We start from the raw sequence: 22,786 nt of genomic DNA, 5'->3' as shown, positions 1-22,786 counted from the left end.
TCGGAGATGCCACCTTCGCCCGTCCTCGATGGCGGCCGGTCGATGTCGATCGGAGATTTGATTTCAGCGAGACTGCTCGGTGTCGGGGCGGACGTGACGATTCGAAGCTATCGGCCGGATTCTCGTTCGATGTAATCCCTTGGTATGACATGGAATCGGACTGCGGTGTGATAGCGGACGCTAGGAGGCACACTAACGCATAGTGGCTGCTGAGGTTCGGGGGCGCGCTGTGTCCGCAGGCGTTTCAGGCCGTACGGAGGTGGGGCGGCACCCGGAACGTCGGTGACCCATCAGGTCACCTCCTCGCGGTTCGATCACCAACGCGGTCGCAGCCCGCGGTCGCGGCGTCGTTTCTCCGCGCGCGGATGTACGGCGGGTTCGACGTGGCCTGTCAGGAGATGTGAAGCGCGGTGGTTGTCGCGGTGATCGGGCGGAGGTCAGTGGTTGCTGTGCGGGGCCATGGGTGACTGTGCCGTCGCTGATGTGGAATCGGCTGTCGTGGCAGGGGCAGATGATCGTGTCGTTCTCCACGGTCGCCACGGTGAGGCAGATCGCGGAGAGGACACGGAACTGCCCGGGTTGCGGCTGGGTCGCCACGGTAGCCGGGTCGGGAAAGACCGTGCCTCCTCCCACGGGGATCGCGGTGATGTCCACGGTGAACGGCTCAGCAGGGCGATCGTTGGCTTGCCCGGTGCCGCAACCGGTCGCTGCGGTGGTGGCCAGCGCGCCGAACCGTGCACAGGAAGGCGGCGAGGCCCGCACGAGCGTGTCGTAGAGCGCCGGGCGACCTGGATCAGGTCGTGGCCGTCGCAGCGGATGAGGTCCAAATCTGTATCCAGAGAGAAGAGTGAACCATGTCGAGTTCGTGCTCGGTGTGGCACCGGCACTGCTGCTGACCTGGCTAGCCGAATGGCCGCCGGCCGGACATCGAGTCGGGCGAGCGGGGCGAGACGAATACATCGACGGCGGTCGGGCCAGGATGTCGGCCTATGATCCGGCCGCGTTTTCGGGGTCGGGTTTGTCTGCCGCGCCCAGTGCGGGCCACCGACTCCACGGCGAATCCCGCCACCCGCAGGTATGGGACAGGATCACGGGCTAGCAAGCGGGTACCGGTGCGGACCTCATCAAGAATCCGATTTTAAGCCGCTGTTTGTTGTACCGTTACCTGACGGCATACCCTGCTCCGGGCAACCGCGACCCGATGGCTTCCAGGCAGAACGTGGCAGGCCAGGGAGGAAAGTGAAACGGTCCATGCATCGCGACGAGGCTTGCCGCGGCTATGGTTCCGGTTCGACATGGTCGCTTACGACGTTCTGTCCACCGCCATCGATGAGTGCCCGCAGCTTGTTCTCCAGCAAGCCGCGCGAGCAGCGATCGCGCCTGCGCCGGCTCGGCGAGCCCCGGGCCACAAGGAGAACCACTGATGCAGCGGCTCCTGCGCGCAACGCCGCTGAAAGCGGTTGTCGTTGAGTAGGGTTGGGCTTGCAGAAGCTCTCGAGCAAATAGCGTCGAGGGTTGCGACGGCGGCGGATGATGAAGCGAGCATCTTTCAACGGCATATCCGTGAGACGGTCGGCGAAATCCGGACTCACCTCGACAACATTGCGGCAACCGACGCCAGGCTGGGAGGATCGAACGGCCCGCTGTGGCTTCCAGGTTGGGACAGAGAGACCAAGGCACCGCTGTGGTTCCGCGCAGATGCTGTCCGCTATCACATGCTGCACGCGTTCGACGGTCGAGAGAACGGCATCTCGTTCGACGTAAACCCGGACGATCAAAAGCGTCGCTCGGCCTGGGCGAGCGCGAAGGATATGCGCGGTGACCGAGAGTACGAAATCGTCAAAAAAGAAGATCTGACCGTAGAAGAACGCGAATCGGGCAACATCCACTACGTGGACCGATCGAAGGCTCAGGTAGTGCCCGCCCCATGGCACGACCCAGACCATCCAGCCGTGCAGATTGCCGTGCATGCCACCGGAGAGGCCTTCGCCCTCAAGATCCCGGTGGGCTTCGACCAGTCCGGTAACCCGATCGAGCGGCGCGTTTCGACCGAAGGGACGCCGTTCGGCATCCTGACCGCCCATACCCCCGGCTTCCAGCGTCTGCTGGCCGACAACCCCCAAAGCAACGTGGCGTTCGGACCTAGTGCCCCGTCAAGCAACCTTCGGTAGGTAATCAGGGTGCCGGATCTTGGAGTTGACGGCGAAGTCGCGTTTGGGTCGGGCGTGCTGGTTGTACCAGCGGATGTAGGCGCCGATCGCGGCGTCCTGTTCGTCGTGGCTGCGGTGATCGGTGCCGTTCAAGGCGAAGTAGCGTAGAGCCGCGAATTCGGACTCGATCCAGTTCAACCACGATGAATAGGTCGGTAGGAAGACCAGTTCCACGTTGTTGGCCGCAGCCCAGGTGCGGACCTCGGCTCGTTTGTGCGGGGAGAAGTTGTCGGCGATGACGTAGAGCTTCTGTCCGGGCCAGCGCGCCCGCAGCGACTTCAGCAACGACAGGAACTCCTGCCACCGTTTACGATCCCGGATCCGGTAGTGGATCTTGCCGGTCGCCAGATCCAGAGCGCCGAGTAGGTGCCGCACGCCCTGGGTGCGCCGGTAGGTCGCCCGCAACCGTTTCGGGGTTCGTCGCCCGAACCAGCCACGACCAGCGCGGGGTTGCAAGTTCAGCGGCCCGAACTCGTCCACGCAGACCACCCGCCCATCGGTGGGTGGATGGTCATAGAGGTCCAGGACGCGGTTCATCTTCGCGGTGAACTCCGGGTCGGTGCCCGCTTTCCAGGTCTTGACCGCCTGCCACGACACCCCCTCGCCGTGGAGGATCTTGCGCAGAGTTTCGCGGCTGATCTCAGCGATTCCGTTGGTCAGCAACACTTCTCGCAGTTTCGACAGGCTCCACACCGAGAACGGCCAGCCCAGATCACGCGGGCAGCACCGGGCGATACAAGCGATGCGTTCACGCGTCGCCCGATCTACCTTCTTCGGCCTGCCCGCGCTCCATTTTGGGTCCAGAGCTTCGAACCCCCGCTCGTTGAACTCGTGGATCACCTGCCGCACATACGCCTCGCTGACCTGCATCAACCTCGCGATCGCGGGGGCCGGTTGCCGCTGCGCCGAGGCCATCACCACGATCGCTCGTCGCGTCCTGACCGGTTGTTTGCTCGTCTTGGTGATCTTCTGCAACCGGCGCCCCTCCTCCGGGGTCACCGCCCGCACAAACACTTCCGGCCTCCGGGCCACCGACACCACCTCCACTGGCAGCATCACCGGACACGCGTCCACGATCAACCCGACACCCGGTTACCAGGGCAACCTACCTGGACGAGGCACTAGCTGCGGGCCAGCTCAATACGGTGCGACATCGGGCCAACATGCGGCCGACGCAATGGTCAAGAACGGTGTGGAGCGGAGAATGTTCGCGGCCACCGGCCAGGAGGTTTTCGCGCATTCGTACAATGCCGATGGCACACGGGTGTGGGACTACAAGCCGGAGACGTCCACACTAGCTGTCACGGAAGGGCGGGACGCAAGTGGCAATCCGGTACCAGGCGGATATACGGAGCTTCGAACACCGTGGTCCGGTTCGTGAGACTGCGAAGGGTCAAGTCCAAGCGGGTGGTGTATCGGGGTGATTGCCGCGTGACCCTGTTCGGTCAGGCGGTCAGTGCTGGGGTGGTGTCCTCCTGTTCGGCGGGGTCGGTGAGGCCGCGGGAGCGGGCCAGCACGTCGAGGCCGAGGTAGCGGCGGCCTTCGATCCATTCGTCGTGTTGCTCGGCGAGCACGGCGCCGACGAGCCGGATGATGGCTTGACGGTCGGGGAAGATGCCGACGACGTCGGTGCGGCGGCGGATTTCCTTGTTCAGCCGCTCTTGGGGGTTGTTGCTCCAGATCTGGCGCCAGATCTGCTTGGGGAACGCGGTGAACGACAGCAGGTCAGCGCGTGCTGCGTCGAGGTGTCCGGCCACCTTCGGCAGTTTCTCGGTCAGTGCATCGAGCATCCGATCATATTGGGCAGCAACCGATTCGGCGTCTGCCTGGTCGAACGCCGAGTGCAACAGAGTCCGCACCCACGGCCACGACGATTTCGGGGTGATCGACATGAGGTTCACCGTGTAATGCGTACGACACCGCTGCCAGGCAGCTCCGGGCAGTGTCGCGCCGATCGCGGCGACCAGCCCGGCGTGGGCGTCGGACGTGACAAGGCTGACGCCGGACAGGCCGCGGGCGACCAGGTCGCGGAAGAATGCCAGCCAGCCCGCGCCGTCCTCGCCGCTGGTGACCTGGATGCCGAGGATCTCGCGGTAGCCATCGGCGTTGACACCGGTCGCGATCAGGGCATGCACGTTGACCACGCGGCCGTTCTCGCGGACTTTGAGCACCAGCGCGTCCGCGGCGAGAAACGTGTACGGGCCTTGGTCGAGTGGTCGGGTGCGGAACGCTTCGACCTGGGCGTCGAGGTCGGCGGCCATGATCGACACCTGGGACTTGGAAAGCTTTGTCACACCGAGTGATTCGACCAGTTTCTCCATGCGGCGGGTGGACACACCGAGCAGGTAGCAGGTCGCCACCACCGAGGTGAGCGCGCGTTCGGCGCGTTTGCGGCGCTCGAGCAACCAATCCGGGAAATAGGAGCCCGAGCGCAGCTTCGGGATCGCGATGTCGATCGTGCCGACACGAGTGTCGAAGTCGCGGTGGCGGTACCCGTTTCGTGAGTTCACCCGCTCGTCGGATCGTTCGCCGTAGCCGGCGCCACACACCGTGTCGGCTTCAGCGCTCATCAATGCCTGGATGAACGTGGACATCATGTTGCGCAGCAGATCCGGGCTCGCGACGGCGAGTTGGTCCGACAGCATCTTGGATGGGTCGATAGGCTGGACAGAGGTCATCGCGTGAAACTTTCTTCCTTCAGTGACTTGGTAGGTCTGTTGAAGGATCACGCGGTGACCACCCTCTACTCGGCTACGACACGCCCAGACTTTGCTGGTGTCCGGTCGTACACCATCCTGCTGGACTCAACCACTGCGAAGTCCAGTGGAACACAACACTCCGGGCGCAGCCGCGGTGCCGCGGCGGACCTGACAACGCCGGGAAGAAGCTCGTAGTTCCGACCAACAGCCGCCGACGACCAGCAGTATGTGGCCAACGGCGTGGGTTCATCCGCCGCCTCACGAGCGGTCGCCGCCGACTGAGCCGTTCTCGACCGGCGCGGACCTGCTGAACCCGGCTGACCCGGGACTCCTGAAGCTGTCCTGAGCCGCAAGCTGGCTAGCGAGTAGCCAACTCGGTGTGATCTGGGTACAGCGATCTTCGAGAGTGTCGGGTTCATGCAAATGGAATGGTCGGACCGCTGACCGGAACGAAGATTCAAGATTGTCCTTCGGAGTCGCGCGGTGGGTCTGGGCGCAAGATCAGGCTATGACGTGATCGGGCTGGATGTGGATGATCACCCGCTCGACATTCCGTCTCTGCTCGTAGGGGTAGGTGTCCTGATCTAGGTACTTGCGCGCCAACTGGTCCAGGAATGCCTTCTCGGGATCTGGCTCGATCTTGACGACACGGCCGCGGACTTCCAGGTAACGGTAGGGGTCGTCGGGATCGAGGATTGAGACCGACACCCGCGGGTCCCGCTGGATGTTGCGGTATTTTTGCCGGTCGGTTCCGGTTGAGACGAGGAGCTTACCGTGGGCGACGTCGAACCATACCGGGTGCGACTGCGGCTCACCGTCCGGTCCCAGAGACGCGAGGTGCGCGAAGCCTTTCTTGTCGAGTATGTCGGCGAGGCTGTCGGGGATCGTGCCAGACCGTGTCTTCCTGGTGCGCGTTCGCCGGTTGATGTCGTCGATATCGTCTGCCCTGTTGCGGATCTCAGCCATCGGTTTCTCCTTGCTGTCGTGAATATGGGTAACGCTGACTCGGATGCAAAGTCGGGCGACCGCACCCTTTCGTGAGGTACGGCCCGCCAGTACCGTTCAGCCCAGCACTGCAGGGTCGCCTCGTGGCCCGTGGGCGGACTACTGGCTGCGCGCGGCCTCGAACAGGCTGAACTGCACGCCCTGGTCATCGGTGCAGTTGGCGAACGCGCCAGTCGGAATCCTCACGGGCTCGTCTGCGCTGCCACCGAGTTCACGCACCCGCGTGGTCGCAGCCGCAATGTCATCGACGCTGAAGAAGATTCGCGGATGCTGGGAGGCGTCGCCGTGTGGAGTGCCGCCTATCGGGTTGGACCCGTGAATCATCGAATAGCCGGGGAAGTTGCCCACGCGAAAGGTCCAGTCGAACAGCGAGCCCCAGAACTGCTCCGTGGCCCGAGCGTCGTTGCCGGGCAACTCGAAGTACACGATCTCACCACTCATGATCACACCTCTGCCTTGTCAGCTAGTTGACATGCCCAGTCTGTGTCATGATGCTGACATGAGTCAAGAGGAGACCGTGGGCGAACTGGAGCAGTCGGTGGGCTACGTCCTCAAACAGGCCCAGGCCGCGCTGCACACCGCGATGGACGCGGTGCTGCGCCCGATGGAGCTGACCGTGGCGCAGTACGCCTGCCTCGAACTGCTCGGCCAGTACCCCGGGGGATCCAACTCCGAACTCGCCCGCGGCGCGTTTGTCACCCGCCAATCGATGAACCTCGTACTCCGCGGGTTACAAGACCGCGGCCTTCTCACCCGACCCGAGCAGGCGCCCCACGGCCGCGCGCTGCCCACCCAGCTCACGAGCGACGGGCAGAAAAAGCTGCACGCCGCCAGCGTGGCCGTGCGGGCCATCGAACGGCAAATGTTCTCTCCGCTGTCCGCGGAAGAACAATGTCGGCTGCGCAACGACCTTGCCATCTGTGTTGCCGCCATTTCCCCCGGCCAAAGCGAAGAGTGACAGCCCAGCCATTGCGTCCATCCGCAGGGGAACCCCTCCAGCGCGGTACCGGGACAGCCGCTACCTCCAGCTGATCCCTCACGACGCGCCGGACAACCATCTTCGAACGCGGGCGGATGCAGAATTTTCGCGTCGTGGTGTTCGGCGGATCGGGGTGAACCAGCCGGGCAATGGTTCTCGCGCGGCAAGCCAGGTCTGCGGCACTCCGACGAGCGGACCGCGGCGAGGGCCGGTGCCGGTGTAGGCGGCGACGATCCCGCCGACGATGGCGCTGGTAGTGTCGATATCTCCGTCTGCCGCAATACATGTGGTGATCGCGGCCGGGTAGTCGTCCAGATGCTTGGCAGCGACCCATATCGTGAACGGCACCGTGTTCTGCGCGGTGACCAGAGATCCGTTGCCGAGTTCGTCCGCAGCGTCCTGCGCGGAGGCTTCGAGCAGGGTGCGAGCACGGCGAATCAGTCGGCCCGTGTCACCGTCGTCGAGGCGGTCGAGGACGGCGGTAATGAACTCCCATGGTGTGGGCCGAGTCCCGAGCAGGCGGGCATGCGCGGCCCGACCGGCCGCGAGTGCCACCGCGACCGCGCCGAGGACGCCTTCGGGATGCAGATGCGTTACCTGCGCCGACCGGATCGCTTGGGTGGCAATTCTTTCCGGGTCGTCGGCGTAAAAGGCACCCAGCGGGGCGACCCGCATGGCCGCACCGTTGCCGCAGGAACCCTGGTGATCGAACACGGCTCCGGCCGCCTCCCGCCAGTGCACGCCGTCGCGGATTCGACGCAATGTGTCGACCGCTAGGAAGCCGTAGTCACGGCGCGGGTCGAACCGTCGCGCGAAGGCAGCGGCGAGCCGATCCTGGTCTATTCCACCGTGACTGGAGAGTTCGGCAACCACGGTGCAGGCCATTTCGGTGTCGTCGGTCCATCCCCACTGTCGGGCAGGGAGATTGCCTGCCCGAAGATCCGGAATCGACCGGCCCATGATCGGGAATTCCGCACCCAGCGCATCCCCCACAGACAGCCCATCAAGTCAACGTGCATTTCGTCCGATGGTAGTCATGCCGAAGTGGGCGGCGCCAACGACTGCGGCGGTTGGGCTGGACCTTGACTGGAGAGCGTCGACGCCCGCACCGACGAAGTGCTGGCCGGGGTGCTCGGCTGACGGGTTGGTGCGGAGCCACTCCACCCTTGTGGCTGCCGATCGGCGCGGTGCCCGGTTGTCGCGCTCGGTCAGGGGTCCAGGACGGTGAGCAGCCTTGTGCCGCGGTCGGTCAGCCGGTATATGACGGTGCGGCCCAGGCGAGCCCTGGACACGATATCGGCGGCACGGAGCACGGATAGGTGAGAGCTGATGGTGCCAAGCGAGACGTCCAGGACCGCAGCCAGTTGGCTGCTCGTAGCCGGACGCCCGAGTTCGCGGAGAACACGGGCGCGGCCCGCACCGAGCAGCACCGACAATGGGTCGTCCGATATGGGGTTGTCAACGGGCTCCGCCCTTCCGAATGCGGAGTAGATGAGGGCATAGCGTGGTGGTTGCTCGCAGATCCACCACCCGCCGCAGGTCGTGCGCGGCACGAACACCAAGCCGTCGTCGCCGATCCACCGGTCCGGCCCTGGCTGACGATTGCACACAATCGCGTTGTCTGCGCACCATTTGGGTCCGTCCATCATGGTGTCGACCACATGCCGCAGCCCGTGATCGGCGAGCAGGCTTGTGCGATAGGCGATATCGCGTTCGAGCACCGCGCGCCGCCGCTTCCAGTCAGCCGCGACGAACCGCTTCCACCCGGTCCACAGCACCTCCGCGATACGGTCCCCGAGCCCGTCGAGAGCCAGCCACTGAGCGGCCGGCGGCTGTGGGCACGCGGCGACCGCCTCCGCGGCGACGGACCGGAGGTACTTGTCCGAATGCGCCGCCACCTGGGCGAGCTCATCGGACAACCGCGTCGTTACACCAGCCGGCGGTGGAGCCACGACGCCTGGAATTTTTTTCGTCGTCGCCAGCAACGGTAGCAGTCCCGCGGCTACCGGATCCTGGCGTAGCCACTCACGGTATGCGGCGCAATGGCGGTTCCCTTGCGCCAGATACGGATGGGCAGACCGACGCTGCAGCACGATCAGACTGCCGATCGTTTCCGCAAGCGGCGAAATAACGAAGCGACATCGCGCCATCGCTCCCGGACTCAACCGGACAACAACCACCGAGCCCCCCTCACCAGCCACCCAGGGATGGCGATCCGAAACAAAGTTCCTATGTATTCCGTCAGACGTGACCGGAAACCCTCGCCCGGGATTGCCATCCATCCGGATGTCTTCGGTGAAATCCTGCGGACTTGTTTGTGCGCCAACCCATATCGGGAAACGCGCGCGGGGCCGGCTTCGACCGATACCTCGGTCACACCGTGGATCGGCTGCGCAACTGTCGCCGTTTCGCCGATAACGGCGCGGAAAGAAGCCCTGCGCGGACCCGGAGACAGCGTTGATCGCGGGTGCGTGTGGCCTGGGCTCGGTGATCCCAAATCGGTGGACGTGTCGCAGGTGTCGACAGGGATGCAGTGCTTTCAGCGAGTCGGGTGGGCATAGACCTCTTCGCGGGCTTTCTCGGCAACTGCATTTGTAGAAGCTCACCTTTTGTCGTCGTCTCGGTGCAGTGTCACCCTCGGATGACGACAGTAGATGTGATGCGCAGGCCCCGATTGCCGGTGAGCGCACGAAAGTTGTTGCTGCGCGCAGCGTCGACCGTAGGCGCATGGCAGATGGGGGGCACCTATGCTGTGGACGCGCCGCACCACCCCGAGACGCGGCCTGCTCGACGGTGACGATGTTGGGAGATGATGCCGATGAAACACGAAATTGACCTCATCGAGTCAGCTGCCACGCACGATGTCGCTCCGCACGAGCGCGCGGACTACTGGGCCGAGCTGATCCAGTCCCACCACCGCCTACGCATGGGCTACGCATTCCCCCGCCAGCGTGACTTCGACGGACGCACGGTGCTTCGACGGACCGCCAACTACCAAATCATCGGATGGCAGGCCGACGCAGTGACCTACTACCGCAGTGCCGGACATGTGCGGGCCGACTCCGACGGAGACTATCGCCTGGTGCTGCCTACCACAGGACACGTCGCCATCTGGCAGGAAGACCAGCACGCACTCATGTCACCCGGCATCGGCTGCCTGGTGACCATCGACCAGCCGTTCGCGTTCACCCAGATCGGCGGCACCAAGGGGCTGACGATGACAATCCCCCGATGCGAGGTCGATCACCGCCTCAACCGCGCCGCACCATCTGGTCAGCGGTTGGACTTCAGGTCGGGGCTCGGACGAGTGGTTGCCGACCTCGCCACCGGTTTGATCGCCGAACGCGCCGATCTCACCCACCATCAATTCGACGCCGTGTCCGATCGGCTGGTCGAACTACTCTGCATGCACATCGTCGGCGACCACCCCACCGAGTCCCGTCATCTCACAGAGGTGGAATCCGCAGTCCGCCGCTACATCCGTACCCACGCCCACGACCCCGAACTCAGCGGCGCTTCCGTTGCTCACGCTCTCGGCTGGTCCCTGCGCCAGATTCAACTCGCGCTCCAGCACGGCGGCACCACACTCCGCGACCTCATCAGGGAAGAACGCCTGCAACTGGCCCGAGCACGGTTGCAGAACCCCGCATACCGCCACTGGAGCATCGCCGCCCTCGCCCACGAACTCGGCTTCAGCTCCGCAAGCGCCTTCACCACATCCTTCCGGTGCCGCTTCGGCACCACCCCCCGCGAGGTCCGCCGATCGTGACGAACCGTGAACCCATGGTGTTCAGCAGATGCTGACACCCATCGGGACGCACCGCTCCAGCCGCCTCTGCCAACTGCCAGGAGTTCTTCCGCTCCACCAGCGCCAGCGCCCCCTCACATACGCCCGCGCCCACCCTCGGGGTTCTGCCCGCCCGAACGCCCCGGCGATGCGGGCGAACACGTCGTCCAGATTCGCCCGCCATACCGAAGTACCTTGCGATACAACATCATCTGCGACGACATTGCACAGGTAACGAACTGCAACCTGTTGCGTTAGGTTCTCCGCGCCGATCGTCTCAACCAGACGATGCCAGTGCGTCTCACTGTTGTTCGAAACGGTGTGGAATGCCGGATGTCTTCTCGTGGCCTTTACCATCGCCGGGAACGACGTGACGCGATGGCGCAGCAGGGCCGAGCCATTCGATCAGCAGCGTTTTCTCGGTCGAGCATCGGTTGTGCCAGTAGACGGTCGTGGTGGTGTTGCCGTCAGCCCACGACCACGCGAAGCAACCGGCTTCACCTCTGTGCATGTCCACCGCTTGGAACGGTGCCATCGGCTGTGCCAGCGCTGTCGGCGCAGCGGCGATCGCCGTCGCGAAGACGGGAGCAGCCATCAGCGCGGTCGTGAGCTTGCTCATCAACGTCATGTTCGGATTCCTTGTCCGTTGGTTTCTCTTGTCCCCCAAAAGGTGCACGGGGCAAGCGCCGATAGTGTCAGTCAGCGGTGTGGCGCGCCAACGTTGCGAACAGGGGCGTAACAACGATTCGAGCAAAGTCAGGAGTCGTGGTAACAGCCCATGCATGGTTGCGATTTTCATCGCAACGATGGCTTCGGGCAGAGCCTTCGACAAGACTCCACGTCGACGCTCTGCCGTCGGGATGTTCAACCCTGACGGATTGGAGAGGTCGTCACTGCGGCTAGCGGAGCGCTGGCCTCTGTCCACCTTTTTCGGGGGGAATTTCAACTGAGGAAAGGAATCCCATCAATGGGTGTCTTCAATTCGAACTGTCGCGCGGATCGGTCTCACCGCCCGGCCACGGCAGTGCGAGCCGGCATAGCCGGCGTCGCCATCAGTGCCGCAGTTGTCTGTGGCGCTGCCCCGGCCCAGGCTGCGGACCAGAATTCTGCCGGCATCGCACTGGCCACAGTTGTGCAGCCCGCCGACGAGAACGCGACGCACACGGCACCATCCGGATCGATGATCTCCGGCGTGTGCAGCTCCCCCGGTAGTATTTATATTCTGCCTCTCGCCCTCTTCTGCATCATTACCGGCTCTGCGGGCAGTTGAGTTACGGAACGCTGCACACGTGCGGTAATGACCGCCGCGGCTACCCGCGCCAACGCGGTGACGACAAGTGGCACATCCGCAATGTGCATTGTGGCTGAACAATGACAGACGAGAGGCTTGTGCGGAATCGGCTCCCGCACAAGCCTTTCTTCTACTGACCACGCGTTGTCGACACCGGTGCATCGCAGTCAATCGTGACCGGTCCCCGATGACGCGACCGCCCGATCCGGGTGCTGCACGGCGAGGACGCCTCCAGCTTCTCGGGCTTGACGCTCTTTGACGGACCGCGACGTGCGATCGTTCACAACGAGGCGCATTCACCCGGACGACAGGCCAGCGATATTGCCCACGAACAGGGCCATGGCCTGCGCATGCATCCACCCGCCCCGTTGCACGACGGCTGTGGCTGCCGGAAGTGGAACGCCGACCACGAGGATGAAGCAACCTTCCTCGCTGGTGCGCTACTTGTCCCCGCCAAGGCAGGTGGGCAATTGCCAAGCAGCGCAAGAGCCTTGAGGAAGCAGCGTGGGCCTTTGGGTGCAGGGTCGAGATGGTGTGGTGGCGGATCAACGTTACGGGAGCGCGTCGGCTGTTGGCGGGATGAAGTTGGATAGATAGGTCACCGCTCGGCCGTCACCCGGTCTGTCGGGGCCGTTATGTCTGCCGTTCAATCCCCGCCCGAAACTCCTCCGCATGCGGCCCCCTCACCTTGTAGGTGACAGCAGCCGGTTCCGCCGGCCCGTGCGGACCGTTTGGTGCCCCAGGGATGATCGACTGCACCAGCGCCTTGATCTCATCGAACGTCAGCGCCTGCTGCGGTGCCGACGGATCGAAGTCGTTGATCTCACCTCGGTTCAACGGTGTTCCGCCTTGCCGGGGCCAATGCACCTCCAGGATCGAGAGCGGTGTGGCGGTCACAATGGCGGCCAGCAGATCCTCCACACCGATCCAATTGTGCCCGTGCTCGGCAGCAATGGCTGCCGCCCGCCTGAGCGCCACGATGGTTCCCGGCGCCGCCCCGGTGATCGTGACGGTCGACTCATCCTGCTCGGCGGTCATGATTGGACCCTACCGAGCGCGGTAACGGGTGTCGCCGCCGAACTCCAGGATCTCCAGCGGTTTGGGATGGCCGTAGAAACCACCGAAGCACCACAGCTTCGTCGTCTTGCCGGGTGCCGGGCACGTCACCTTGTCCCGGCGGGTCACCCCGGCTGTTCGGCGCAGCGGATGACGATCCCACCACCATCGACGCAGTCCGAGATCGTGATCGCCCCCGCTGGCCCTATGCCCAGGAACTCCTCGGGTTCCTCGAGCCCGGAACCTGTTTGGGCACAGTGCTTCACGACACCAGGCACGGGACGTTCACCCTCACGGGAGAACCCGCTGCCGATGCGGAAGCATTGGCGCAGACGGACATTCCGCCGCATGAAACGTGCGTGGAGGTGCCGATGGGAAAGGAGATCCGCCGCGATGTACTCGCTGACCGGTGACGAACTCGACGAACTGTTCCGGTCCCCGTGGCAACGTGCCTTCCACCTCGAACTACAGGACACGTATGCCGTATCCGGGGAGTTCGAACCGCTGCGGCAGTTCCTGGCCGGAGAACCCGAGGACGCGGCCTGGCAGCAGCCCTGGCTTGATCTCGTCCGCGAAATAGCCGGTACCGGTAAGGCGGTGCAACGGGTACGCGTGGTGACCGAACCGCACACCGACTACACGCGGTGGGCACTGTCGGTATCGCGCGCAACATCGCGGCAGGTGAGGAAATACGTTGGCTGCCAAGGTATTCCATTGCACCAGCCGATTTGACCGGTGACGACTACTGGCTGTTCGATGACCACTTGGCCGCGTTCAGCGTGTTCACTTCAACCGGGGAGGGCGCCGGCTTCGCCGTGACCACCGATCCGGTGATCGCGGCGCATTTCCGCACTGTCCGTGACCGTGTTTGGCCATTGGCGGTTCCGCACGACGAATACATGCACGTGCTGCATCAGTGACCAATCTGCGGGAGGCCCGCGAGGCGCTCGGACAGCGACTGCGCGAGATCCGTAAGGGTGCCGGTCTAACTGGCCGCGCCCTGGCGGACCTCGAGGGGTGGCACGAGTCGAAGGTCTCGAAAATCGAATATGGCAAGCAGACACCCTCCGAAAAGGATCTTCGGGCGTGGTGTCTGCATTGTCATGCCGCGAACCAGTTGCCCGACCTGATCGCCACCCTGCACAACGTCGAAGCCGCCTACCTGGAAGTCCGGCGGATGCGTATCCCGCAGTGGCAGCGGGTGATCGCCAAGATAGAGGCCGACGCCGAGTTAGTCCGCTGGTACGAGCCCGGCCTCGTCCCCGGCCTGCTACAGACGCCGCGCTACATCCGAGGCGTTCTGGAAACGGTCGAAGCCCTATACGGCGGCCCCAATGTCATCGAGGCATCCCTGGCAGCTCGACTGGAGCGGCAAAACGTCCTGTACCGGGGTCGGCACCGCTTCCATTTCCTCATTGGCGAACAAGCCTTACGTACGGTTGTTGGCGGCCCCGACGTCATGATCGAACAGTTGGACCGGCTCCTGGTAGCAGATGACTCTGCCGCGTGTCGTACTCGGCGTGATTCCCCTGGATGCCGCCTACCGGATACCGGAAATGAACTTCACCATATTCGACCGGAAGATGGTGCAGGCCGAGACGATCACCGCGCAGCTGACAGTCACTCAGCCGCGCGAAGTTGTGTTGTACGAGAAGGCATTCACGGCGTTGATCGAACAAGCAGCGATCGGCACCACTGCCCGCGAACTGATCCGGACCGCCATGGACCGGTATATGGCGTCGCAACGTCCACACCCAATCGGTCCTGTCGATGTCGGCCAACGAGGAGCTCCGGCCGCTGGTGACTCGTAGCGCCGCCGCGATGCAGAGCAAGCCAGAAGCGCGCATGTTCGTCGGTCCGCGTGGTGGTCGCATCTCGACCGGTGTCCTGCGTCGGGCCACGCAATGGGACGACGTCGTCAGCCCTGGTGGAGGACGGAACCTGCTCTCACAGCATCTCCGGTCCCCACGTGGTCCCCAACTCCGGGTGGTCGGGGATGAGGAAAGCCCCTCCGACGTTGGTCAGAGGGGCTTTTTGGTCTGTCGACCTACTGGGACGTTACTCGAAATGTTGGCAGGCTGAACAGCTGCGGAAGATCGTCAAGCTGGTCGAGCACACACCGCCGCGGAGGCCGGCGAAACCAAGCAGCAAGGTTCAGGCACGGCGGCTGGATCGGCGGCTCGCCGCCACCACGATCGCTGAGCTGGTCGATGATTACAAGGCTGGAACCTCCAGCAATCAACTCTGCGAGCAGTACAACCTGTCCAAGGGCGGGCTGTTGAAGATCCTTCGGGACCACGGAGTCGAGATGCGGTATCAGCCGATGACTGAGGACGAGATCGTCTGGGCGGTAAGGCTTTACGGCGAGGGGCAGTCCCTCAATGCCGTCGCCCGACAGCTTGGCAAGGCGAAGGGCAGTGTCTGGAAGGCGTTGCGAGAGCGAGGCGTACGGCTGCGGTGGTCGCCGTTACGATAAGGCCGAGCCGATTCTCTTTCGATTCGGCGTTGCAATATCGCTGCTCGACGTAGCGGACCTTGGTGGGCGGCCACCCCGGCGCAGCGGCTCCGGTAACGCCACATCGAGCTGTACCGATGATGTCATCGCCAGTCGCTCGGCGGCAATAATGGGTATCGAAACCGCAGTGTGGAAGCGGCAGTGCAGGAGGCAGGACCGTTGGGGTTCTATTTGCGGAAGAGCGTGAAGGCTGGGCCTTTTCGGTTCAATCTGTCCAAGTCCGGACTGGGAGTTTCTGCCGGAATGAAGGGCTTGCGGATCGGCGCCGGCCCGCGTGGGAGATACGTTCACATGGGGCGCGGGGGTCTCTACTATCGACAAACCCTCTCCGCCCCGTCCCGCAAAGGCACCGGTGCTCCCGTCAAACGTGGTTTCCCTCACGTGGATCCGTCGCCGCAACTGATCGAGGACCTGCCATCCGTCACTGTTCTCGAAATGGAGTTCGGTTTCGGAACACAACTGGTGAAGGATCTCAACTCGGCATCGCACCGGTTTGCCCTGTCGCCGATCGCGTGGCTCACGGGCCAACACCGGGTACCTGTCATCTACGACGTCAACGACACACCTGCTCAGGCATTCGAGGACCTTGTTCGCGCGTTCAACGGTATTCGTAGCACATACGGCCGCTGGCTGATCGACGCCCAAGCGGCACTCACGACGGCTTATCATCGCAAGGTCAATGCTGGGGCCACATCACTGGTCAACCGGCAATCGGCGTCACCGGTGACCCAGGGGCCGAAGTGGCTCGCGACCAACATCGTCGTTCCGGGTCTCAGCGCCAGTGGCTTCAACGTCTATTTCCTGCCCGATCAGATCCTGGTCCAGTTGGCCAAGCAGTTCGCGGCCTGGCGATACTGCGACCTGGCGGTAGCAGTCACCCCCACCCGATTTATTGAGGGACAGGCCGTACCGCCTGACGCCGTGCAAGTGGATCACACCTGGAAATACGCGAACAAGAATGGTGGCCCAGATCGCCGATTCAAGAATAATCGAATGCTGCCGATCCTTCAGTACGCCGAACTCCGGATCAACGCCACAGGGCTCAGCCTCTGCTGGCAGTTCTCGAATGTGACAGCTGCGGAGGCTTTTGCAGCCCAACTGACGAACATGCCAACCCTCACGGCCGAAGAACCCGCCGCGACCACACCGCGCACCATCGACAACGCGCATCAGGACCGAGCCGCGTCGGTTCGTGGCGAGACAGATGTGTCGGACCCGGGCCAGCCGGTGACGCTGCCAGCTCGTACTCCGGCGACCGTTGCACCGACGACTTCTCCAATGCCCCCGCCACACGCTCCGCCCGCGTGGTATCTGGATCCGCAGGGTGTGGCACGGTGGCGATGGTGGAACGGGAATGCGTGGACTGACTACATCGCCTGACCAACCGTCGGCCAATGTGAGCACGAATTCGATCTGCTGACAGGATTTGAACCTCGACCACTTGACCCCCAGTTCGGACTGAGGGGCGAAAATGCAGTTCAGAGCATATTTTTGACCGTTTCCGCGCGTTTCGAAAGTGCTGGTCAGTCCTGAGCGTTCGTAGCGTGTGGTCCCGTTCTGGTCCCGCTCCGTCGCCTTGGAGTTGACATCTCATCGGGCAAGAGCGCGAGGGGCGGCACGGGCATCTGCAGCCACCTCACCTCTCCTGCGAGATATTCGAATATGACAATTCGAACTCTCACGGAATCGCCTTCGGCCTCCACGTAGAATCGGTAGTTTCCGTCTTGTACGACAACCCATCCATTAACCAGATCGGCGTCCAAAGTCATCCGAGAATAGAGCCTCGTGCCAATCTCGGCCAGCAAGTCTTGTGAAACCATTTCGAATTCGGCTAGCTGAAAAGCTGTCATCGCTTCCAGCGCGACGAAGACCACGGTGTCGGGTTTGTCAGGCCGTCATACACCTAACTCGAACAGTGCATGTCCACGCGCATTCTTGATGAGAACTTTCTCGATGCGCTGCATTTCAGGAGACCATAATATCGGACCGGTTCCGGGCAGCGTATTTGCCTGCGCCGCAGCGATACGCGCCTGCAATTTGGGACTTCTTACGAGCATCGCGCGGGCCAGTGCGTCAACCTGGTCATCTACCTCGGCCGAGCCAGCGAAGACACATCCCAGGAAGGCGTACAAATACTCCTCGTCGATGGAGAATTTCAGGTTGCATTCTTCGCAAATTGGAATGGTCGGCACATTGGACGGGTAAGGCTTTCGCAACAACACCTTTGAAGGTATGTGATCCTTTGTTTCCGTTTTGTCTCGAAACGACCCTGTGCAGTGCGGGCAAGTGTCCGGCGGCAGTGACCGAGTTCGGTCATCAATAAACTCTGAAAAGTCGCGCATGGCGCACGACTATACTCCGCCCGAACGCGATACGCTTCGAATTTTCAATCCTCGGGCCGCACCAATTCATAGCTTGGCATCCCTCACGAGGTGAACCACCTCATGTACTGGTTGCTCGGTACGATAATTTTGGCGGACTTTTTCGAATTGCACTCGCTACAGAGCAATTGAAGGTTGGTGACGTCGTTCAACCCACCCTCTGCGAGAGGAACCATGTGGTCGTAGTTCTCCCTGGACATCGCGTGCATCAGCCCGGTCAGGTCTCGCTTGCAGTAGGTACAATGCCCTTGATCCCGAAAGAAGACTGCTCGCTGCACCCACTCTGGGATCGTTTTGCGTCTGAGTCGCCCCGGCCGCGCGAAAAGCTTGGCTACCTCGGGTTCCGTGCCACACATCTCAGCGTCGAGTTCGGAGATGAAGGTGGCGGCGATCCAGTTGAGGTTGTAGAGCATGGTGCGGTACGGGAAGATCGCATGGAAGACCTCGTCGGCCATCTTCTGTAGGAGCTGTTCGTAGGGTGCGCTCCACATCACATCGTTGACGAAGTGGTCGTGGCATATGTCGCGGGCATCGGGGGTGCTGGGTACTTCGAAACTGTCCTGTATACGCTCCAGGCGGTAATTGAGGAGCGCCACCGTTACCGACATGTAGTGCACAGTGCGGTATTCTCCGGCCGTCGTCTTGCTGTGGATATCCCACGTCGAAGGCTTAGCGTCCGCCTCGTCGTAGAACATATCGTGGGCAGACATTCGCGCGAGGCGATGAACGAGAGTATCTCTCGGCCATGACGCAATGAACTCGGTCTCTCGTTCCTCATCTCGGATGCGGGCGACTGTTGGCAATCCAGCGAGGGCCATGCCATACAGTCGGTCGGCAAGTTCGAAGGTGCGGTGGCCATAGTGCGAGAACCATTCTCGATCATGAGCGTTCGTCGAGCGCATTGCCCCGATGCTAGGCCCTGTTCACACGATCTCGACGGTTTCCGTCCGGGTGACTTCCCTTCCCCTACTTCCCCGTCCTGGCCATCCCTGAGCGGAGGGAGGTCGTGTCAAGGGCGTTCTTTCCCTTGACACGACCGAGCGAGGTCAGACAATCGGGCCATGAGGAGGCAGGGGTTTCGCAACCACACGATGCCCCGTCGACAAGGTGCCGCGGCGTGCTCTCTGTCGTCGGATTTGTTCAGCAATTCATCCGTGCAGGTCAGCTCGGTTTCGAAGTTCCTGCGACCGGACCACAGCCAGGCCCCACGTGCGAGTGCCGGCGGATTCGTGGGCGTGCTGCGGGAGAGCAAGTCGGGGACGTCAGGCGAAGTGCCCAGCACTGCTCGGTGAACGAAAAAACGGCCAGCGCTGAGGAGTCTGCGTGCTGCCACGTCGCCGAAGCGGATGCCAGAACACGCGAAGAGAACCAAAATGCGCACCGGCGGCCATCGCGCTGCCGACGCGCCGCCACCGACGAGGCTTGCCGAGGAGGTGAGCGGTTGCGCGGCGGCGGCGCGTAGCGCCGCCGGTGTGCTCTTGATGCCTGTATGGCGGAATTCGGTAACAACTCGCACAACGCGGGGCACGCTCGAAAGCGGAAGGCCAATCGCCCCAACGTGGGTGAGATCGTCATCCGTTGTGGATCGCGCCCTGGACCGGCAGGCGAAGTGCTGGAACCTGTTGGGGTTCAACGGTTCATGTCGGCTCGATCACGTAGGGTGGATGGACCTCCAGCCGAGGGGCGGTGGACTTGGTCCACACACCGCGCCCAGGAAGGAGGTGGTGGGGATGGCGAAACATCGCCGGAGAAAGCAAGAGACCCCGGTCGACTACGGCATCATCCTGGTAGTTGCTGCCGTGATCGCCGGGGCTCTGGTCCTGGTCCGCCGAGTGCGGGCTAGCTAACCCACCTGGTGGGGCGTCGCGCCAACGGCGTCCCACCTCTCGGCATCACTCGCGTGATGGTTGCATGATATCAAGATCCCATGCTCGCCTGCTAGCAAGAGCTAGAGGGGGGTGAACTCCAGCGACCGTCTTGTCGTCGTGACGCTTCGCCCGCGGTCGCTGCTGGCCGTGAGGGTTGTCGTACGCTTCCCGGCGTCGCGCAAAGGCAAGAACCCCGGCAAGCCCTGGCGATCAAGGCGTGCAACGTCGAGCCACGAAATACCAAGCGGCGCTAGCATGTCGGCTGCTCCGTCGGTGGCCAAGGCGACCAAACCAACTTGTGGCCGTGGGTAGTGTGCAACGAGTGCATGATTCGCCGCGCGGGGATCGGCCTCGGCGATCCAGTAGCCGCCATCCCGGTTGCGCTTGAGTCGTTCTTTCCGCTGTAGTTCCGCGAGGATGGCTCGGTGTTCGGCGTCGTATCCGCTACCTGCTCCGAGGCGGCTCCGGTAGTGCCTGGACTCGGGCAAGTCGAGCTGGGCGAGACGGTCGTGGACTACCACTTCGTACGTGTCGTCTGGTGTTCCTACGACGACCGTCGAATCTTCGAGTACCAAGGTATCAACGGTCCTTCGGTTGACTCGAAGGATTGTGACAGTGCGCGAGGGAGCCGAGCCAGGTCGCAAGTCGAGTCGGACTGTTGTGGCCACGATGGCGCTTGACAGGATGGATCTGCGGCACACCGGACTGACCTGGATGGCCGATATGGGGGTGAGTTCGCACGTGCTCCAGAAGATCGCCGGGCACGCCGATAGCCGGACCGCCGAGCGGTACCTACATCCGGACCGCCGGGAGATCACTGGAGCCGGTGACAAGCTGTCGGAGCATCTGCGGTCCCGTTCTGGTCCCGCTCTGCGCGTGGTCGGTGAATGAAGAAAGCCCCTCCGACGCTGGTCAGAGGGGCTTTCTGGTCTGTCGGGCTGACAGGATTTGAACCTGCGACCACTTGACCCCCAGTCAAGTGCGCTACCAAACTGCGCCACAGCCCGTTGCGTCCCGCTTCGCGGGCGCTCGAAGAGATTACCGCACGATCCGGTGGGGGAGCTAATCGCCTAGTCAGGAGCGCGTCCGCGGATGCGGGAGGGGGCGCGGCATTGCGGCCCGGTGCCACGGCCTGAGGCGTGTCTGTGGTGCCGTCTCGAACCCAAGTCCAGTGCGGTCAGGCGTAACGAATAGCGAGTACCGCATTACTCGGGATTCCGGTGGTTCGCGGGGCTAGATTCGTTGGGGTGCTCGGTGCGCGCGGGGAAGGAGATCGTTGTGCCTACGGCTATTTTCGGTTCGAAGGAAGATCCTGGATTCGAGCTCGAGGAGAGTCCGGATCTGATCGTGGTGCGGACGCACAGTGGGCGGGGGATCCGGCGGAAGACTGGGTCGGTCCGGACGCCGCTTGCTGCCGAGCTCGAGGATGCGACGTTGGTGCAGGCGTACCCGGAGGCGGGGGTCGAGGTGTATCGGCTGCCGACGGGGGCGTCGGTGGAGGAACGCAAACCGGTGCTGGATGCCGCGCCGGAAGTGCGGTTCGCCGGGCATGTGCTGGTGGATCCCGGCACCGAGGAGCCGGTGCTCTACACGGAGAACATCTTCGTGAAGTTCGTCGACCGGGTCGATCACGAGCATTGTCTTGCCGTGTTGGCGGCGGCGGGTCTGCGGGTCAAGGAGGCGGTTGCGTATGCGACCAATGCGTACTTCACCGCGGCGCCGGAGGGTACCGGTCAGCGGGTGTTCGATATCGCGAATGCGCTGCTGAGCCGCGACGACGTCGAATACTGCCACCCGGAGCTGATTCGGCGCCGTTCCCGCAAGGCGATCTTCCCGCAGCAGTGGCACCTGAAGAAGACGGTGATCGGCGGTGTGACGGTCGACGCGCACGCGGGCGTGGAAGCGGCCCATGCCGCCGCGCGCGGCGCCGGGGTGACGATCGCCGTCATCGATGACGGTGTCGACATCGACCATCCCGAGTTCGCGGGGGCCGGGAAGGTGGTCGCGCCGCGCGATGTCACCCTGCAGACCAACGATCCGCGCCCCAAGGACATGTCCGGCACCGGCCCTGACGGCGGTGACAATCACGGCACCGCGTGCGCCGGCGTGGCGTGCGCGAACGGCACGGCTGGAGCGTCGGGAGTGGCGCCGCGGGCCGCGCTGATGCCGATCCGGCTCGCGTCGGGGCTCGGGTCGCAGGCTGAGGCGCGGGCCTTCCAGTGGGCCGTCGAGCACGGTGCAGACGTCATCTCGTGCAGTTGGGGTCCGCCGGACGGCGACTGGTTCCGCCCGAACGACTCGCTGCACAATCGGGTCGTGGCGCTGCCGGCCAGCACGCGGCTGGCGATCGAGCACGCTGTCACTGCCGGACGCGGTGGTAAGGGCTGTGTGGTCCTGTTCGCGGCGGGTAACGGCAACGAGTCCGTGGACAATGACGGCTACGCCGGTTTCGCCAAGGTCATCGCCGTCGCGGCGTGTAACGACACCGGGAAACGCAGCGTGTACAGCGATTTCGGAAAAGCGGTGTGGTGTGCGTTCCCCAGTAGCGACTTCGGGCACGCGCCGTTCGCGCATCCGGACCCGCTGACTCCGGGCATTTGGACGGTGGACCGGCGCGGCCGGGACGGCTACAACCCGGGCGGGTCCGGATCGGGCGATGCGGCGGGCAACTACGCCAACGACTTCGGCGGCACCTCCAGCGCTTGCCCAGGCGCTGCCGGGGTGGCGGCTCTGGTGTTGTCGGTGAATCCGGATCTGGCCTGGCATGAGGTCAAGGACCTGCTGAAAGGGGCCTGCGACAAGATTGATCCACAGGGCGGAGGCTACGACGCGGACGGGCACAGCCACAAGTACGGCTACGGCAGACTCAACGCGCTCACCGCGGTTCGAGCGGCCAGGCCCGCGGTGCGCAGTCCGCTGCCGGTGCGCTGAACCCACCGAACGTCGGTCTGATCTACCTCGACCGCCGATCCGATCAATTGACAGCGCCAGCTGA

At 63.5% G+C, this 22,786-nt stretch carries 21 protein-coding genes, 1 tRNA gene and 4 pseudogenes; 12 read left to right on the top strand and 14 right to left on the bottom strand.

Translation table 11 applies throughout. The features are described from left to right. Window positions 1–192: 192 nt before the first annotated feature. Window positions 193–960, bottom strand: a complete 768-nt coding sequence (locus OHA40_RS03985) for a Rieske (2Fe-2S) protein (protein ID WP_330231717.1) — start codon at window positions 958–960, stop codon at window positions 193–195. Window positions 961–1,466: 506 nt separating this feature from the next. Between OHA40_RS03985 and OHA40_RS03980 the strand changes: the two genes are divergently transcribed. Further along, window positions 1,467–2,171 (top strand): hypothetical protein, encoded by a 705-nt coding sequence (locus OHA40_RS03980; protein WP_330231716.1) that lies wholly within the window; start codon window positions 1,467–1,469, stop codon window positions 2,169–2,171. Here OHA40_RS03980 and OHA40_RS03975 read toward each other — a convergent pair. The 4 genes from OHA40_RS03975 to OHA40_RS03960 form a co-directional block, all read right to left on the bottom strand. Further along, window positions 2,154–3,266 (bottom strand): IS630 family transposase, encoded by a 1,113-nt coding sequence (locus tag OHA40_RS03975; RefSeq protein ID WP_330234030.1) that lies wholly within the window; start codon window positions 3,264–3,266, stop codon window positions 2,154–2,156. The genes OHA40_RS03980 and OHA40_RS03975 overlap by 18 nt on opposite strands. Window positions 3,267–3,655: 389 nt before the next feature. Then, complete coding sequence (locus tag OHA40_RS03970; protein ID WP_330230232.1) at window positions 3,656–4,888, bottom strand: IS256 family transposase; 1,233 nt, start codon at window positions 4,886–4,888, stop codon at window positions 3,656–3,658. Between the two features lie 522 nt (window positions 4,889–5,410). Further along, complete coding sequence (locus OHA40_RS03965) at window positions 5,411–5,875, bottom strand: PPOX class F420-dependent oxidoreductase (protein WP_330231715.1); 465 nt, start codon at window positions 5,873–5,875, stop codon at window positions 5,411–5,413. A gap of 138 nt (window positions 5,876–6,013) precedes the next feature. Further along, window positions 6,014–6,355 carry a VOC family protein gene (locus OHA40_RS03960; RefSeq protein ID WP_330231714.1) on the bottom strand — a complete coding sequence of 114 codons (342 nt, stop codon included), beginning with the start codon at window positions 6,353–6,355 and terminating at the stop codon, window positions 6,014–6,016. 58 nt (window positions 6,356–6,413) lie between these two features. On the opposite strand from OHA40_RS03960, the gene OHA40_RS03955 reads away from it, so the two are divergent. After that, complete coding sequence (locus tag OHA40_RS03955; RefSeq protein WP_330231713.1) at window positions 6,414–6,872, top strand: MarR family winged helix-turn-helix transcriptional regulator; 459 nt, start codon at window positions 6,414–6,416, stop codon at window positions 6,870–6,872. A 78-nt stretch (window positions 6,873–6,950) separates the two neighbouring features. Here OHA40_RS03955 and OHA40_RS03950 read toward each other — a convergent pair whose 3' ends face one another. Together OHA40_RS03950 and OHA40_RS03945 are read right to left on the bottom strand one after the other, a co-directional pair. After that, entirely contained in the window at window positions 6,951–7,886 is a 936-nt protein-coding gene (locus OHA40_RS03950; protein WP_330231712.1) for an ADP-ribosylglycohydrolase family protein, read from the bottom strand. A 215-nt stretch (window positions 7,887–8,101) separates the two neighbouring features. Next, a complete protein-coding gene (locus OHA40_RS03945; RefSeq protein ID WP_330231711.1) occupies window positions 8,102–8,812 on the bottom strand; it encodes an ArsR/SmtB family transcription factor in 711 nt (236 codons plus the stop codon). Between the two features lie 899 nt (window positions 8,813–9,711). Here OHA40_RS03945 and OHA40_RS03940 point away from each other — a divergent pair. Further along, window positions 9,712–10,662 carry an AraC family transcriptional regulator gene (locus OHA40_RS03940; protein WP_330231710.1) on the top strand — a complete coding sequence of 317 codons (951 nt, stop codon included), beginning with the start codon at window positions 9,712–9,714 and terminating at the stop codon, window positions 10,660–10,662. Window positions 10,663–10,681: 19 nt separating this feature from the next. Here the strand turns inward: OHA40_RS03940 and OHA40_RS03935 are convergent. After that, a pseudogene (locus OHA40_RS03935) lies at window positions 10,682–10,851 on the bottom strand (IS701 family transposase); the annotation flags it as partial. Window positions 10,852–10,981: 130 nt separating this feature from the next. Then, window positions 10,982–11,308 carry a hypothetical protein gene (locus OHA40_RS03930; protein WP_330231709.1) on the bottom strand — a complete coding sequence of 109 codons (327 nt, stop codon included), beginning with the start codon at window positions 11,306–11,308 and terminating at the stop codon, window positions 10,982–10,984. A gap of 872 nt (window positions 11,309–12,180) precedes the next feature. On the opposite strand from OHA40_RS03930, the gene OHA40_RS34660 reads away from it, so the two are divergent. After that, a complete protein-coding gene (locus OHA40_RS34660; RefSeq protein ID WP_442943919.1) occupies window positions 12,181–12,564 on the top strand; it encodes an ImmA/IrrE family metallo-endopeptidase in 384 nt (127 codons plus the stop codon). A gap of 40 nt (window positions 12,565–12,604) precedes the next feature. Here OHA40_RS34660 and OHA40_RS03925 read toward each other — a convergent pair whose 3' ends face one another. Together OHA40_RS03925 and OHA40_RS03920 are read right to left on the bottom strand one after the other, a co-directional pair. After that, entirely contained in the window at window positions 12,605–13,009 is a 405-nt protein-coding gene (locus OHA40_RS03925; protein WP_330231708.1) for a hypothetical protein, read from the bottom strand. Window positions 13,010–13,018: 9 nt separating this feature from the next. After that, entirely contained in the window at window positions 13,019–13,156 is a 138-nt protein-coding gene (locus tag OHA40_RS03920; protein ID WP_330231707.1) for a hypothetical protein, read from the bottom strand. 21 nt (window positions 13,157–13,177) lie between these two features. Here OHA40_RS03920 and OHA40_RS34655 point away from each other — a divergent pair. The 6 genes and pseudogenes from OHA40_RS34655 to OHA40_RS03890 all read left to right on the top strand — a co-directional run bounded on the left by OHA40_RS34655 (window position 13,178) and on the right by OHA40_RS03890 (window position 16,922). Beyond that, window positions 13,178–13,947: pseudogene (locus OHA40_RS34655) on the top strand (DUF6879 family protein). Next, window positions 13,944–14,459, top strand: a pseudogene (locus OHA40_RS03905) (Scr1 family TA system antitoxin-like transcriptional regulator); the annotation flags it as partial. The pseudogenes OHA40_RS34655 and OHA40_RS03905, both read left to right, overlap by 4 nt. Window positions 14,460–14,520: 61 nt before the next feature. Beyond that, complete coding sequence (locus tag OHA40_RS03900; protein WP_330234029.1) at window positions 14,521–14,838, top strand: Scr1 family TA system antitoxin-like transcriptional regulator; 318 nt, start codon at window positions 14,521–14,523, stop codon at window positions 14,836–14,838. 185 nt (window positions 14,839–15,023) lie between these two features. After that, on the top strand, window positions 15,024–15,503 hold the full coding sequence (locus OHA40_RS03895; protein WP_330231704.1) for a helix-turn-helix domain-containing protein: 480 nt from the start codon (window positions 15,024–15,026) through the stop codon (window positions 15,501–15,503). Between the two features lie 168 nt (window positions 15,504–15,671). Then, window positions 15,672–15,800: pseudogene (locus OHA40_RS34650) on the top strand (DUF4236 domain-containing protein); the annotation flags it as partial. Window positions 15,801–15,923: 123 nt separating this feature from the next. Next, the gene (locus OHA40_RS03890; RefSeq protein WP_330231703.1) at window positions 15,924–16,922 is read left to right on the top strand and encodes a DUF2510 domain-containing protein; all 999 of its coding nucleotides are present in this window, start codon (window positions 15,924–15,926) and stop codon (window positions 16,920–16,922) included. A 515-nt stretch (window positions 16,923–17,437) separates the two neighbouring features. On the opposite strand, the gene OHA40_RS03885 is transcribed toward OHA40_RS03890, so the two are convergent. Next, a complete protein-coding gene (locus OHA40_RS03885) occupies window positions 17,438–17,884 on the bottom strand; it encodes a hypothetical protein (protein ID WP_330231702.1) in 447 nt (148 codons plus the stop codon). 83 nt (window positions 17,885–17,967) lie between these two features. Then, window positions 17,968–18,825 carry an HNH endonuclease gene (locus tag OHA40_RS03880; protein WP_330231701.1) on the bottom strand — a complete coding sequence of 286 codons (858 nt, stop codon included), beginning with the start codon at window positions 18,823–18,825 and terminating at the stop codon, window positions 17,968–17,970. Between the two features lie 1,635 nt (window positions 18,826–20,460). On the opposite strand from OHA40_RS03880, the gene OHA40_RS03875 reads away from it, so the two are divergent. Further along, on the top strand, window positions 20,461–20,682 hold the full coding sequence (locus OHA40_RS03875; protein WP_330231700.1) for a tyrosine-type recombinase/integrase: 222 nt from the start codon (window positions 20,461–20,463) through the stop codon (window positions 20,680–20,682). Window positions 20,683–20,724: 42 nt separating this feature from the next. On the opposite strand, the gene OHA40_RS03870 is transcribed toward OHA40_RS03875, so the two are convergent. Beyond that, a tRNA-Pro gene (locus tag OHA40_RS03870) sits at window positions 20,725–20,798 on the bottom strand. Window positions 20,799–21,069: 271 nt separating this feature from the next. On the opposite strand from OHA40_RS03870, the gene OHA40_RS03865 reads away from it, so the two are divergent. Further along, complete coding sequence (locus tag OHA40_RS03865) at window positions 21,070–22,722, top strand: S8 family peptidase (RefSeq protein ID WP_330231699.1); 1,653 nt, start codon at window positions 21,070–21,072, stop codon at window positions 22,720–22,722. Window positions 22,723–22,786: the final 64 nt, after the last annotated feature.

It is taken from the genome of Nocardia sp. NBC_00508, from assembly GCF_036346875.1.
Classification (GTDB): Bacteria; Actinomycetota; Actinomycetes; order Mycobacteriales; family Mycobacteriaceae; genus Nocardia.
The sequence above is the reverse complement of the archived record's forward strand: the minus strand, read 5'-3'. Positions and strand labels throughout refer to the sequence as shown.

Coding starts and splice junctions, on each gene's coding strand:
- OHA40_RS03955 (WP_330231713.1), top strand. CDS start 6,414: ATGAGTCAAGAGGAGACCGTGGGCGAACTGGAGCAGTCGGTGGGCTAC.
- OHA40_RS03895 (WP_330231704.1), top strand. CDS start 15,024: ATGAGGAAAGCCCCTCCGACGTTGGTCAGAGGGGCTTTTTGGTCTGTC.
- OHA40_RS03875 (WP_330231700.1), top strand. CDS start 20,461: ATGGCGCTTGACAGGATGGATCTGCGGCACACCGGACTGACCTGGATG.
- OHA40_RS03885 (WP_330231702.1), bottom strand. CDS start 17,884: ATGCGCGACTTTTCAGAGTTTATTGATGACCGAACTCGGTCACTGCCG.
- OHA40_RS03970 (WP_330230232.1), bottom strand. CDS start 4,888: ATGACCTCTGTCCAGCCTATCGACCCATCCAAGATGCTGTCGGACCAA.
- OHA40_RS03985 (WP_330231717.1), bottom strand. CDS start 960: ATGTATTCGTCTCGCCCCGCTCGCCCGACTCGATGTCCGGCCGGCGGC.
- OHA40_RS03880 (WP_330231701.1), bottom strand. CDS start 18,825: ATGCGCTCGACGAACGCTCATGATCGAGAATGGTTCTCGCACTATGGC.
- OHA40_RS03960 (WP_330231714.1), bottom strand. CDS start 6,355: ATGAGTGGTGAGATCGTGTACTTCGAGTTGCCCGGCAACGACGCTCGG.
- OHA40_RS03900 (WP_330234029.1), top strand. CDS start 14,521: ATGACTCTGCCGCGTGTCGTACTCGGCGTGATTCCCCTGGATGCCGCC.
- OHA40_RS03940 (WP_330231710.1), top strand. CDS start 9,712: ATGAAACACGAAATTGACCTCATCGAGTCAGCTGCCACGCACGATGTC.
- OHA40_RS03925 (WP_330231708.1), bottom strand. CDS start 13,009: ATGACCGCCGAGCAGGATGAGTCGACCGTCACGATCACCGGGGCGGCG.
- OHA40_RS03975 (WP_330234030.1), bottom strand. CDS start 3,266: ATGCTGCCAGTGGAGGTGGTGTCGGTGGCCCGGAGGCCGGAAGTGTTT.
- OHA40_RS03965 (WP_330231715.1), bottom strand. CDS start 5,875: ATGGCTGAGATCCGCAACAGGGCAGACGATATCGACGACATCAACCGG.
- OHA40_RS03930 (WP_330231709.1), bottom strand. CDS start 11,308: ATGACGTTGATGAGCAAGCTCACGACCGCGCTGATGGCTGCTCCCGTC.